The sequence below is a fragment of the Streptomyces sp. NRRL WC-3742 genome (assembly GCF_000720635.1).
Lineage (GTDB): Bacteria > Actinomycetota > Actinomycetes > Streptomycetales > Streptomycetaceae > Kitasatospora.
Map to the genome: position 1 here is coordinate 33,331 of NZ_JOCF01000034.1, position 12,948 is coordinate 46,278.

12 protein-coding genes are annotated in these 12,948 nt (G+C 74.0%); 10 read left to right on the forward strand and 2 right to left on the reverse strand.

Features of this window, described 5'->3' with window-relative positions; translation table 11 throughout:
- Positions 1 to 167 precede the first annotated feature (167 nt).
- The 4 genes from IH61_RS0119715 to IH61_RS0119730 all read left to right on the forward strand — a co-directional run bounded on the left by IH61_RS0119715 (position 168) and on the right by IH61_RS0119730 (position 3,189).
- Complete coding sequence (locus IH61_RS0119715) at positions 168 to 386, forward strand: hypothetical protein (RefSeq protein ID WP_031071558.1); 219 nt, start codon at positions 168 to 170, stop codon at positions 384 to 386.
- 27 nt (positions 387 to 413) lie between these two features.
- Positions 414 to 1,748, forward strand: coding sequence for a diaminopimelate decarboxylase (lysA, locus tag IH61_RS0119720; RefSeq protein ID WP_031071559.1), 1,335 nt, complete (start codon positions 414 to 416; stop codon positions 1,746 to 1,748).
- A gap of 101 nt (positions 1,749 to 1,849) precedes the next feature.
- The gene (locus IH61_RS43055; protein WP_031071560.1) at positions 1,850 to 2,428 is read left to right on the forward strand and encodes a hypothetical protein; all 579 of its coding nucleotides are present in this window, start codon (positions 1,850 to 1,852) and stop codon (positions 2,426 to 2,428) included.
- 236 nt (positions 2,429 to 2,664) lie between these two features.
- On the forward strand, positions 2,665 to 3,189 hold the full coding sequence (locus tag IH61_RS0119730; protein WP_031071561.1) for an isochorismatase family protein: 525 nt from the start codon (positions 2,665 to 2,667) through the stop codon (positions 3,187 to 3,189).
- Positions 3,190 to 3,281: 92 nt separating this feature from the next.
- Here IH61_RS0119730 and IH61_RS0119735 read toward each other — a convergent pair whose 3' ends face one another.
- Entirely contained in the window at positions 3,282 to 4,373 is a 1,092-nt protein-coding gene (locus IH61_RS0119735; protein WP_031071563.1) for a hypothetical protein, read from the reverse strand.
- Positions 4,374 to 4,651: 278 nt separating this feature from the next.
- On the opposite strand from IH61_RS0119735, the gene IH61_RS0119740 reads away from it, so the two are divergent.
- From IH61_RS0119740 to IH61_RS0119755, 4 genes are read left to right on the forward strand one after another with little or no spacing between them, the layout of a single operon-like run.
- Positions 4,652 to 5,992, forward strand: a complete 1,341-nt coding sequence (locus IH61_RS0119740) for an extracellular solute-binding protein (protein WP_031071564.1) — start codon at positions 4,652 to 4,654, stop codon at positions 5,990 to 5,992.
- Positions 5,989 to 6,945: a carbohydrate ABC transporter permease gene (locus IH61_RS0119745; protein WP_031071566.1), complete on the forward strand. Its 957-nt coding sequence runs from the start codon at positions 5,989 to 5,991 to the stop codon at positions 6,943 to 6,945. The genes IH61_RS0119740 and IH61_RS0119745 overlap by 4 nt, the downstream gene beginning before the upstream one ends.
- On the forward strand, positions 6,942 to 7,769 hold the full coding sequence (locus tag IH61_RS0119750) for a carbohydrate ABC transporter permease (RefSeq protein ID WP_031071567.1): 828 nt from the start codon (positions 6,942 to 6,944) through the stop codon (positions 7,767 to 7,769). Before IH61_RS0119745 ends, IH61_RS0119750 begins: the two co-directional genes overlap by 4 nt.
- A 2-nt stretch (positions 7,770 to 7,771) precedes the next feature.
- On the forward strand, positions 7,772 to 9,598 hold the full coding sequence (locus IH61_RS0119755) for a glycoside hydrolase family 36 protein (protein ID WP_234327251.1): 1,827 nt from the start codon (positions 7,772 to 7,774) through the stop codon (positions 9,596 to 9,598).
- A gap of 53 nt (positions 9,599 to 9,651) precedes the next feature.
- On the opposite strand, the gene IH61_RS0119760 is transcribed toward IH61_RS0119755, so the two are convergent.
- Positions 9,652 to 10,461, reverse strand: a complete 810-nt coding sequence (locus IH61_RS0119760; protein ID WP_031071571.1) for a DeoR/GlpR family DNA-binding transcription regulator — start codon at positions 10,459 to 10,461, stop codon at positions 9,652 to 9,654.
- A 151-nt stretch (positions 10,462 to 10,612) separates the two neighbouring features.
- On the opposite strand from IH61_RS0119760, the gene galT reads away from it, so the two are divergent.
- Positions 10,613 to 11,725 (forward strand): galactose-1-phosphate uridylyltransferase, encoded by a 1,113-nt coding sequence (gene galT / locus IH61_RS0119765; RefSeq protein ID WP_051837488.1) that lies wholly within the window; start codon positions 10,613 to 10,615, stop codon positions 11,723 to 11,725.
- Positions 11,722 to 12,885 (forward strand): galactokinase, encoded by a 1,164-nt coding sequence (gene galK / locus IH61_RS0119770; RefSeq protein WP_051837489.1) that lies wholly within the window; start codon positions 11,722 to 11,724, stop codon positions 12,883 to 12,885. Before galT ends, galK begins: the two co-directional genes overlap by 4 nt.
- Positions 12,886 to 12,948: the final 63 nt, after the last annotated feature.

Consider the following 12,948-nt stretch of genomic DNA (forward strand, 5'->3'; position numbering starts at 1 on the left):
CGTCCGCGCACTTCTTGACGGCCCCCTGACAGCGGTGGGGAGGGGGCATATCAGGGAGGCGTCAAGGTGCGGCCCCGATCCGTAGACCCTGCGTCAAGGCCCGCTCCGAGCGGCCCCGGGCGCGCTCCACTGGGAACGGAAACGCCCCCGCACCCGAGGAGCCCGTCGTGACCACCACCGCCGCCGCAACCGCCGCAACCGCCGTCGACCGCCCGCTGGGCCGCGCCGTCCGCCTCGTCCCCGCCGGACCCACCGGATTCACCGGATTCGCGGGATTCGCCGGATCCGCCTCGGAGGACACCCACGACCGCGCCGCCGAAGCGGACCCCGACCTGGCCCGCACCCGCCCGGCCCACTGCCGCTTCGCCCTGCACCTCGAGGACTGACCCAACCGCCCCCCGGGAGAACCCGACATGACGCAACTGATCGCCCCGCTCGCCCCCGCCGACGCGCTGGGCGGCCCCTGGCCCGCCTCCGCCCGATCCGGGTCGTCCGGCGAGGTGCTGGTCGGCGGGGTCGGACTGGCGGAGGCCGCCGAACGGTTCGGCACCCCGCTGTACGTCCTGGACGAGGCGGAGGTCCGCCGCCGCGCCCGCGCGTACCGGCGCGCCCTGCCGCACGCCGAAGTCCTGTACGCCGCCAAGGCGTTCCTGTGCAGCGCGATGGCCGACTGGGTCGCCGAGGAGGGCCTGGGCCTGGACGTCTGCTCCTCCGGGGAGCTGTGGCTGGCCGTCTCGGCGGGCTTCCCGGCGGAGCGGATCCTGCTGCACGGCAACGCCAAGTCCCCGGAGGAGCTGCGGCTGGCGCGCCGCCTGCGGGTCGGGCGGATCGTGATCGACGGGCCCGCCGAGATCGCCCGCCTGGCGGCGCTGGTCGCCGCCGACGTCCCGCAGAAGGTGCTGGTCCGGGTCGTCCCCGGGATCGCCGCCGGGCACCACGCGGCGGTGCGGACCGGCGTCGGCGGGCAGAAGTTCGGCTTCCCCGTGGAGGGCGGGGACGCAGCCGACGCCATCGCCCGCGTCCTCGACCAGCCGGGCCTGGAACTGGCGGGCCTGCACTGCCACCTGGGCTCGCAGATCACCTCCGCCGAGCCGTACCTCGAGGCCGTCGACACCCTGGTGCGCCTGCTCGCCCAGGTGAGGGAGCGCCACGGCGTCGAGCTGCCCGAGCTCGACCTCGGCGGCGGGCACGGCATCCGCTACCTGCCCGGTGACGAGGAACTGGACCTCGCCGCCTTCGCCGTCGGGCTCACCGACCGCCTCGCCGTGCGCTGCGCGGAGGCGGGCCTGGAGGTGCCGCGCCTGATCGTCGAGCCGGGGCGGGCGATCGCGGGCCCGGCGGCCGTCGCGGTGTACCGGGTGCTGTCGGTCAAGCACACCGCGGACGGGCACGGCTTCGTGGCCGTGGACGGCGGCATGAGCGACAACCCGCGCCCCGCTCTGTACGGCTCCCCGTACGCGGTGCGCCTGGTGGGCCGCCGTTCGGAGGCGGGTACGGCCCGGGTGGACGTGGTCGGCCGTCACTGCGAGGCGGGGGACGTACTGGTGCGCGACGCGGTGCTCCCGGCGGACCTGCGCCCCGGGGACCTGCTGGCCGTTCCTGCGGCGGGCGCGTACCAGCTGTCGATGGCCTCCGGCTACAACCTGGTGGGCCGTCCGGCCGTGGTGGCGGTGCGGGACGGGCGGGCGCGGCTGCTGCTGCGGCGGGAGACGGTGGAGGACTTCCGGCTGCGGGAGGTCGGGCGGTAGGCTCCGTTCCGTTTTCGGACCGTTGCGCGATCGGGACGAAGCGGAGGGGAATTGGGGAACGTCCTGTCACACGAAAGCATTACAGTCTCACCATGATTCGAATGACCCGCGTTGGTGCCGTCGCGCTCGTTGGCGCCTCCGCCTTCCTGCTCACCGCCTGCAACGACGACGCCAAGAGCGACACCGCTGCCCCGACCTCGGCCGCCGCCGCGCCCACCAGCGCCGCTGCCGCCGCCCCGACCACCGCCGCCGCGGCTCCCACCACTCCCGCTGCTGCCGCCACCACCCCGGCGGCCCCCGCGGCCCCCGCGGGCGGCGCCGCCGGCACCAACACCGTGACCGTCACGGGCAAGGGCGGAGCCACCTACACCTTCGCCGAGGCCAACTGCCTGGGCGCCAAGGCCGCCAGCGGCAAGCTCGTGCTGACCGCGGAGAACAAGGGCGCCAAGAAGGGCGGCGTCATCGTCACCTTCGACGGCGCGGGCAAGATGAGCATGGTCCTGACCGACGGTGAGGACTCGAGCGCCACCGTCTGGACCGCCCAGGGCGACGTCGGCGCCTCGGCCAGCCGCACCGCCGACACGGTGAAGTTCACCAACCTGCCGGCGGCCCAGGTGACGGGCGCCACGGGCACCGCCAGCGGCTCCTTCAAGTGCGAGAGCCAGGACGCCCTGCTCTGACCCCACCGGTCGCGTAGCCACCGAGCCGCGCGGGAGGTCGGCCCGTCCGACCTCCCGCGCGGCCGTGTGTCGTGACCCGTCGCACCCCTCGTGACCCGTCGCACCCGTCGTCACCGGTCGCACCTCAGGAGCGGACGGATCCGTTCGGGTGAACTGTCGGGTCGCCGCTTCGTCTACGCTCGGTCAACCCGTCAAGCTGGGCCCGCCATTCACCTCCGGAGAGGGAGAGCCAGCCGATGACGCGTGCACTGGTCGTGGTCGACGTGCAGAAGGAGTTCTGCGAGGGCGGAAGCGTTCCCGTGGGCGGCGGGGCCGAACGGGCCCGCGCCATCGCCGAGTTGATTCGGTTGATCCAGGGCCCCGAACGGGAGGGCTGGACACGGGTGGTGGCCGGCAGCGACGGCACCGACTTCCATCCCGCCTTCGCGACCGCCGTCGAGGCCGGAGCCGTCGACGAGGTGTTCCTCAACGGCGACCGCAGCGCCTCCCAGAGCGGCTTCGAGGGCTTCTCCGAGGACGGCACCCCGCTCGCCGACTGGCTGCACGACCGGGGCGTGGACGCGGTGGACATCGTCGGCGCCGCCGTGGACCACTGCGTGAGGGCCACCGCCCTGGACGCCGTACGGGCGGGCTTCTCCACCCGCGTCCTGCTCGACCACACGGCCGGCTGCACTCCGCGCGGCATGCTCGCCGCGATCAGCGAACTGGGCGACGCGGGCGTGGAGTTGACGGGAACACCGGTGGTCGCGGTCGCGACCTGAGCCGGACCGTACCGGAACGAGCCGAACCAGGCCGAACCAGGCCGCTCAAACCGCCTCACCCGCCGAAGCCGCCTCGCCCGCCGAAGCCCGCCTCACCCGTCGAAGCGCCGCCACTCGAACCCCCGGTCGGCCAGCGGCGTCAACACGGCGCGGTGAAGAGCACCGAAGGTGACGACGGCCTCCCGCCCGTCCCCGCTGACACCCGCGATCAGTCCCGGCGCCACGTGGAAGCGCACCGCGTGGTGCGCCGGCAGGTGCGGGCTCAGCGGTACGGGCCGCAGCAGCCGCAGCAGCGGGGCCAGCAGCCCGGCCGGCGCGTTCGGCGCCCAGGCTTGGTACGGCGCCGAGTTGAGCGCCTCGTACAGGGTGAACTGGAGCAGGAAGCGGCTCAGCGGCTCCGCCTCGACGCTGCTCTCCGGCTCCCCGTGCGGGTCCTCGGTGTGCCAGACCCGGGGGTCGGCCTTGGCGGGGCCCTCCGGCGGCCAGGGGACGGACCAGTCCATCCCGCCGCCGAGCCACTCGGCGAACACCAGCCGGCCCCCGAGCGGACCGGAGGCGCGGCGCGGGCGCTCCAGCACCGGGTCGGTGAAGTCCAGCAGGGCCGGGCGCAGCCGCGCCAGCCGGTGGAAGGCTTCCAACGCCGGTGGCACCGGCCCGAGTTCGGCCGCCTCGCGGGTCGGCTCGCGGGCGGGGAACCAGCCGAGGGCGAAGGACTCCAGTGCCCGCAGCGGCAGTGCCTCCACCTCGTCCACCCAGTCGACGTCGGGCATCGGGCCGGGTGCCGGGACCGGCCGGACGAGGTCCAACAGGGCCCGGCCGAGCGGTCGTTCGAGTTGGAGGGCGACCAGTGCGGACGCGGGCGGTTCGGGCTCGGCCCTCGCCGCGACGGCCCGGCCGAGCGGCAGGCAGGCCCCGTCGAGGCGGGTGTAGACGTGGATCGGCGGCGCGGCGGAGCGGACGAACCGCGCATGCAGCCCGGTCACGGGCGCGCCGCGCAGCAGCACGGTGGCCGCGTCCTGCACGCCCTCGATCCCGGGGCCGTGGTCCCCGGCCTCGACCAGGACGACGGTCGCGTCCGCCCCGGCCGCGACCAGCGCCGTGCCCAGTGCGTACCGCTGGGCCCCGTCGCCGGCGACGGACAGCGCGGCCGCCTCGGTGATCGGGGACGGGAGCGTCGTTGTCATGCCGAGCAGAGTAGCGCCGCGCCGGGACGGGGACCGGCGCTTCGGCGGTTCGGTCGCGGACCGCCGTGGCGGGGAGGTATGCGCGGCTTCCCGGCCGCAGGGGCGGTCTTGACGGAGGGCCAGCGGCTGGCGTTTGCTGTCTCCCGCCCCGTTGGAACCTGTTCGGTTCTGGGCCTTTTTGTGTGTTTGAACGCTCGCGTGCCCTGCTCGAAGCTCCGCCCGGCGCTCACCCCCATCGCGTTCCACCCGACGCGCGCCGTTTCGTAGAGAGGAATACAATGTCACACCTTTCTCGCCGCGACCTGCTCCGATCCTCCGGAGCGGGCCTGCTCGCCCTGGCCGCCGGCGGAGCCCTCGCGGCCTGCGGCTCCGGCTCGGACGGCGGCTCCGGCGGGGACGCCGAGACGGGCACCGTCACCGTCTGGTCCTGGGCGACCGCCGCCGCCGCGCTGCGCTCGCTCGTCCCCGCCTTCGAGAAGGACAACCCGGGGATCAAGGTCGAGGTCCAGGACATCGGCGAGCCCGCCATCTGGGACAAGATCACCGTGGGCCTCGCGGCCGGCGGCCAGGGCCTCGGCGACGTCCTGCACATCGGCTGCGACTACCTGCCCGGCTACCTGGACAAGTTCCCCGGGGGCCTCGCCGACCTCTCCGCCCTCGGTGCGGATGCTCACCGGGACAAGTTCGCCAAGGGCCTGTGGCCCGTCGTCACCGGCAAGGACGGCCGCGCCCGCGCCCTGCCCTGGGAGACCAACCCGCTCGGCTTCTTCTACCGCAAGGACTACTTCGACAAGGCCGGGATCGACCCCACCACCTTCGCCACCTGGGACGACTTCATCGCCATCGCCGACCGCTTCAAGGCGGCGAACCCCGGCATCGCCCTGCTCGGCCTCAACAAGGCCGCCAACCCCGACCCCGACCTGGACTTCGTGCAGTCCCTCATGCAGCTCCAGGGCGCCTTCTACTTCGACCTCCAGGGGAAGATCACCCTCGGCTCCGAACCCGCCGTACGCGCCCTGACCATCGTCAAGCGCCTGGAGGAGGCCGGAGTCGTCACCGACACCCCCGGCGCCCACGGCTGGGTCGACCTGATGAAGACCGGCAAGCTCGCCGTCTCCCCGATGCCCGCCTGGGCCGCCCACTACATGGAGGTCAAGTTCCCGGACCAGAGCGGCAGTTGGCGCCTCGCCGAACCCCCGGCCGTCACCCCGGGCGGCAGGCGCACCGCCCTGGTCAACTCCACCCACCTGGCCGTCGCGGCCTCCAGCCCCCGCCGCCGAGCCGCCTGGAAGTTCGTCGAGTACGCGCTCACCCGGCCCGCCTCCGTCAACGCCATGTTCACCGCCGGCGGCGTCTTCCCGGCCCTCACCGAAGCCTTCGCCGACCCGATGTACTCCAGGCCCAGCGCCTACTACGGCGGCCAGCCCGTCCTGAAGACCTTCGCGGGCCTCGCCAGCGCGGGCGGCGACCCCACCAACTACTCCGGCGACTACGCCCGCGCCCTCAAACTCGCCAGCGACGCCCAGACCAAGGTCCTCCTCCGCAAGGCCGACCCGGCCGCCGTTCTCCAGGACGCGGCCAGGCAGCTCGCCCAGCAGACCGGACGCACCACCGCATGACCGCCGCCACCGCACCCGCCACCGCCACGCCCGCCGCAGGGAGAGGCGCCGCCGGGAGAGGCACCGGCAGGAGAGCCGCCGGGAGGACCGCCCGGTGGCGGCGCACCGCCCTGCCGTACCTGCTGCTCGCCCCCGCCCTCCTCACCTTCGGCGTGTTCAAGGCGTACCCGGTCGTCGACTCGCTGCTGATCTCCTTCACCACCGCGCCGGGCAGTCCCGGCCAGGGCGACGGCCTCGCCAACTACCGCCGCCTGCTGGACGATCCGCTGTTCTGGACGGCCCTGCGCAACACCGGCGAGATGCTGGTCGTCCAGGTGCCGCTGATGCTCGCCCTCGCCCTGCTCATCGCCGTCGGCCTCAACTCCGCCCTGGTGCGCTGGCGCACGGTGTGGCGCCTCGGCGTCTTCATGCCCGCCGTCACGGGCCTGGTCGCCACCGGCGTGATGTTCTCCTTCCTGCTGCGCACCCGGGACGGCGCCGTCAACCGGCTGCTGGAGGCCGTGGGCCTGCCCGCCGTCGACTGGCTCGGGCAGCCGTTCTGGGCCCGGATGGCCGTCGTCCTCGTCCTCACCTGGCACTACACCGGCTACAACGCCGTCATCTACCTGGCCGGGCTGCAGTCCATCCCCCGCGAGCTGTACGAGGCCGCGATGGTCGACGGCGCCGGACCGCTGCGCCGCTTCTCCGCCGTCACCGTCCCCGCGCTGCGCCCCGTCCTGCTGTTCACGGTCGTGCTGTCCACCATCGGCACGCTCCAACTCTTCGACGAGCCTTACGTGTTGACCGGCGGCGGCCCCGACAACGCCACCCTGACCGTCTCCATGTACCTGTACCAGAACGGCTTCCGCTACTTCGACTTCGGCTACGCCTCCGCCATCGCCTACGCGCTCACGCTGCTGGTGTCGGTGCTCGGCGCGGCCCAGATGCGCCTGATGGGGGAACGCGACCGATGAGACCGAGCAAACTGCGCGGCTGGCCGCTCACCTTCCTGCTGGCGGCCGCCACGGGCCTGTCCGTCGCCCCCTTCACCTGGCTGCTGCTCTCCACCACGCGCACGGAGAACGAGATCTTCGACTGGCCGCCCGGCCTGACGCCCGGCGGCAGCCTCGGCGACAACCTGAGCCGGCTCGACCACCGGATCGGACTGCTGCGCGTCCTCGGCAACTCCCTTCTGGTGGCGGGCTCCCAGACCCTCGGCGCCCTCATCGTCGCCCTGCTCGCGGGCTACGCCTTCGCCAAGTTCCGCTTCCGGGGCCGGAGTCTGCTCTTCGCGCTGCTGCTGTCCACCCTCGTGGTGCCCGAACAGGTCATGCTGGTACCGCTGTTCAAGATGATGATGAGCTTCGGCCTGCTCGACACCTACCAGGCGCTCATCCTGCCCGGGCTCTGCGTGCCCTTCGCGATCTTCCTGATGCGCCAGGCGCTCAGCGGCCTGCCCGACGAACTCCTCGACGCCGCAAGGGTCGACGGCGCGGGGGAGTTCCGGGTGCTGTGGAGCGTGGTCGTCCCGGTGATGCGCCCGGTGCTGGCGGCCCTCGCGATCTTCCTCTTCCTCGGGGCCTGGAACCAGTTCGTCTGGCCCCTGGTCGCCCTGCGCAGCCCGAGGATGCACACCCTGCCCGTCGCCCTCGCCACCCTCCAGGGCAACCAGAACGCCACCGACTTCGGCGCGATCCTCGCCGGAACGGCGCTCTCCACCCTGCCGATGATGGTCCTCTTCCTGGTCCTGCAACGGCAGTTCATCTCCGGCCTGCTGGCCGGCGCCACGAAAGGCTGAGCATGACCGAGCCGAGCACGACCGGGCCAGACCCGACCGGGCCGAGCACGCCCGAGCCGAGCACGACCGGGCCGAGCACGACCGGGCCCGACACCACCGACGTGGCCGAGCCCGACCTGACGGACGTCTGGGAGCCGCACGGCTCCGCCCCCGCCGACGGACTGCGCCCGCTGTACGCCGAGGGGCTGGACCTGCGGGTCAGCGGCGCGGGCACCGCGCGGTCGGTCGCGGACGGCGTCGTCGAGGTGAGCGCCGAGGGCCCCGGACAGGTGCGCATCGAATGGCGGCTGCCCTGCGTCGACGCCACCGCCCTCTGGACGCCCGAGCCGCGCGGCACCGGCTGGCTCCCCGCCGCCTGGAGCGCCCCGCGCCGCACGGGCCTGGCGGCGGGCGCCCCGATCGCCGCCCTGGTCGGCACCGGGGACGTCGCGCTGTGCGCCTTCGCCGCCGACCGGCCCGACGTCCTGGCCGGGGCCGGAGTCGTCGAGGAGACCGGCGAGTTCCGCTTCTGGGCGCAGGCCGAGCGCCGGCTCACCGTACGGATCGACACCTCCCGCCGCCACTTCGCCCGCTGCCTCGCCGACCTCACCGCCTGGTGGGGCGACGGCCGCACCGCCCGCATCCCCGACGCGGCCCGCCTGCCCGCCTACTCCACCTGGTACGCGATGCACCAGGACGTCACCCCCGAGCGCATCGAGGCGCAGGCCGCGCTCGGCAAGCCCCTCGGCCTGGACGTGGTCATCGTGGACGACGGCTGGATGACCGCCGACCGCACCCGCGGCTACGCCCACTGCGGCGACTGGGAGCCCGTCTCCCTGCCCGACACCGCCGCGCACGTGCGCCGGGTGCGCGAACTCGGCGTGCGCTACCTGCTCTGGTTCGCGCTGCCGTTCATCGGCACGGACAGCGCCGCCTACCGGAAGCTGGACGGCTACGCCCTCGCCGAGGAGCCCCAGCTGGGCGCGATCGTCGCCGACCCGCGCTACCCCGAGGTCCGCGAGTTCCTCACCGACCGGCTCGCCCGCGCCGTCGAGGAGTGGGGCGCGGACGGGCTCAAGATCGACTTCATCGACCGGTTCGCCCGCGCGGACGCGCCCACGGCGGGCCCGGAGGCGGACTGCACGAGCGTCGACGAAGGCGTGGAACTCCTGCTCGCCGCCGTCCGCCGACGGATCACCGCCGCGAACCCCGAGGCGATGGTCGAGCACCGCCAGCCGTACACGGGCCCGGGCCTGTGGCCGTACGTCACCATGGTCCGCGCCACCGACTGCCCGCTCAGCCCGCAGGAGAACCGGCAGCGCACCGTGGACCTGCGCCTCGCCGCCGGGCCCGTCCCCGTCCACTCCGACATGCTGATGTGGCACCCGGCCGAGCCGCCGGAGCAGATCGCCTGCCACCTGATCAACGTGCTCTTCTCCGTCCCCCAGGTCTCCGTCGACCTCGCCGCGCAGAGCGACGCGCAGCGCGAGGCGATCGCCTTCTGGCTCGGCATCTTCCGTGAGCACCTCGCCACGCTCCAGCTCGGCGAGCTGCGCCCGGCCCGGCCCGACCTCGGGTACCCGCTGGTGACGGCGGACCGGGAGGGGACGCGGGTGGTGGCCCGGTACGCGGCGCTGCCGGTGGACGCCTCCGGCAGCGGCTGGCACACCCTGCTGGTGGCCAACGCCGACGCCGACCCGGAGGTGCGGCTGACCGGCGGGGGCGGGGCGGCGGAGGTCACCGTGCGGGACGCCCGGGGGCGGGTCCTCCGGGAGGGTGAGGTCGAGCTGGCCCTCGCCGGGGCGATCCCGGTGCCGCGCGGAGGGCTGCTGACCGTGCGCCGCCGCTGAACGCGGTCTGGGCGCGGTCAGTGCGCGGTGCGCGGTGCACGGTCAGGGCTCGGTCAGTGCGCGGCCGGTGCGACGATCAGCTCGCCGACCAGCCGGGCGGAAGCCTCCCGCTGCTCGGCCGGGAGCCCGTCGTCGGTCACCAGGACGTCCAGTTGGTCCAGCCTCGCGAAGGAGGCCAGCCCGACCGCGTCCCACTTGGTGTGGTCGGCCACCACGACCACTCGGCGCGCGGACTGCAGGAAGCTGCGGTTGGTCTCCGCCTCGGCCAGGTTCGGGCTGGTCAGCCCGGTTTCGGCGGACAGGCCGTGGCAGCCGAGGAACAGGAGGTTGACGTGCAGCGAGCGGATCGCCTGGTCGGCCACCGGCCCGACCAGCGCGTCCGAGGGCGTGCGGACCCCGCCGGTGCGGATCACCGTCGCCGTGGCGGGGGAGCCGTCCTCGTCGGGCTGTTCGAGCAGCTCGGCGATCCGCAGCGAGTTGGTGACCACGGTGAGCCCCTCGACGGCGCGCAGGTGACGGGCGACCGCGTGCGTGGTCGTCCCGGCCGCCAGCGCGACCGCCGAACCGGGCGGGACGAGCGCGGCCGCCGCCCGGGCGATCGCCTCCTTGGCGGGCAGCTCCCAGCCCGCCTTGGTCTCGAACCCGGGCTCGCGGCTCGCCGGGGCCTCCATCCGCACGGCGCCGCCGTGCACCTTGTGCACCAGGCCCCGCCGGGCCAGCGCGTCCAGGTCCCGGCGGACGGTCATGTCGGACACGCCCAGCTCCCGGACCAGCTCGGTCACCCTCACCCCGCCGCGCGTACGGACCTGCTCCAGGATCAGCGTGCGGCGCTGCTCGGCGAGCGGTTGGGCGCTGTCGGTCATCGGAGACCCCTCCTCGGTGCTTTTCTTGTTCTATCTTGATGGATAATGTTTGGGATTGTAGCTTTTCGCTGATCATTCGGCCGTTGAGTGCCGCCGAGTGGTGTCGAGCGCCATCGAGTGCCGTCGAGGCGTCACGCAGAGGAAGAAGACCATGCGCGGGACGACCCTGCCCCAGCCCACCCCCACCGCCAGGACCGTGACCGCCCTCGCGGACGGCCGACGGCTCCTCTACTACGACCGGGGCGCCGCCGTACCCCGCGAGAGCGTCGACCGGCGGCCCCTCGACCCACCCTCCCACGGCTCCGAGGTACGCCTCGACCCGGCCACCGGCGACTGGGTCACCATCGCCGCCCACCGCCAGGCCCGCACCTACCGGCCCCCGGCCGAGGAGTGCCCGCTCTGCCCCTCCCGCGACGGCCGGCACAGCGAGATCCCGGCGGCGGACTACCAGGTGGCCGTCTTCGAGAACCGCTTCCCCTCCCTCGCCGGGCCACCCGCCGAACCCGCCTCCCGTACGGATGAGCTGTGGCGCAGCGGCCCCGGCACCGGCCGCTGCGAGGTCGTCTGCTTCACCGCCGACCACGACGCATCCTTCGCCGACCTCACCCCGGCGCAGGCCCGCCTCGTCCTCGACGCCTGGACCGACCGCACCGCCGAACTCTCCGCCCTGCCCGGCGTCCAGCAGGTCTACTGCTTCGAGAACCGCGGCGCCGAGATCGGCGTCACCCTCGCCCACCCCCACGGCCAGATCTACGCCTTCCCCTTCACCACCCCCCGCACCGCCAAGGCCGTCGCACGCGCCGCCGAACACCGCGCCGCCACCGGCCGCAACCTCTTCGAGGACCTCCTCGCCGCCGAACGCGCCCACGGCGAACGGGTCGTCCTCAGCGGAGAGCACTGGACGGCCTTCGTCCCCTTCGCCGCCCGCTGGCCCTACGAGGTGCACCTCCACCCCCACCGCCGGGTGCCCGACCTCACCGCCCTCGACGAGGCGCAGCGCGCCGAATTCCCGCACCTCTACCTCGAGTTGCTGCGCCGCTTCGACCGCCTCTTCGGCACCGGCCGCACCCCGTACATCTCCGCCTGGCACCAGGCCCCGGCCGTGGCGGGGGAGGAACTCGCCCTGCACCTGGAGCTGTTCACCATCCGGCGCGCCGCCGACAAGCTCAAGTACCTGGCCGGCGTGGAATCCGGCATGGACGCCTTCGTCAACGACGTCACCCCCGAGGACGCGGCCCGACGGCTGCGGGAGGCCACCGCATGAACAGCTTCACCGAGCTCCACGGCCACGCCCCCGAAGGGGAGTGGGCCGCCCCCGGCCGGGTCAACCTGATCGGTGAACACACCGACTACAACGGCGGGTTCGTCCTGCCCATCGCCCTCCCGCAGACCTGCCGCGCCCAGGCCCGGCGGCGCCCGGACGGGCTGCTGCGGCTCTGGTCCGCCCAGGGCGGCGGCCCGGTCACGGAACTGCGCGTCGCCGACCTCACCCCGGGCGAGGTCCCGGGCTGGGCCGCCTACCCGGCCGCCGTGGTGTGGGCCCTGCGCGAGGCCGGGTACGAGGTCGGCGGCGCTGACCTGCGCCTGGAGAGCGACGTGCCCTCCGGCGCCGGGCTCTCCTCCTCCGCCGCCCTGGAGTGCGTCGTCGCCGCCGCGTACAACGACCTGTACGGGCTGGGCCTTTCGGCGCCCGACCTGGCCCTGATCGCCCAGCGGGCGGAGAACGCCTTCGTCGGCGTGCCCTGCGGGATCATGGACCAGATGGCCTCGATGTGCTGCCGGGAGGGCTCCGCGCTCTTCCTCGACAGCCGGGACCTGACGAGCCGACAGGTCCCGATCGACCTCGCGGACGCGGGACTGGCCCTGCTCGTCATCGACACCCGCGTCAAGCACGACCTCGCCGACGGCGCCTACGCCGCCCTGCGCGCCGGCTGCGAACGCGCGGCCGCCCTCCTCGGACTGCCCGCCCTGCGCTCCCTGGCCCCCTCCGACCTGCCCGCAGCCCTTCCCCGACTCCCCGAGGACCTGCGCCCCTTGGTGCGCCACGTGGTCACCGAGAACGCCCGCGTCGAGACCGCCGTCGCCCACCTCGACACCGGAGACCTCACCGCCCTCGGCCCGATCCTCACCGCCGGCCACGCCTCCCTCCGCGACGACTACCGCGTCTCCTGCCGCGAAACCGACCTCGCCGTCGAAGCCGCACTCGCCGTCGGAGCCCATGGCGCCCGCATGACCGGCGGCGGCTTCGGCGGCTCTGTCATCGCCCTGGTCGCCGCCCCCGAGGCCGCCCGCATCGCCGCCGAGGTCACCGCGGCCTTCCACCGCGCCGCCCTCACCCCGCCCCACATCCTCACCGCCACCCCCGCCGAGGGCGCCCGCAGGATCGTCGGCTCGACCAAATCACGTGTGGTGAACGCAGGTTGATCATTTGACGGGTGCACGGGAGAGGGGCATCCGCCGGGTGGCGGATGCCCCTCCATGTCGGGC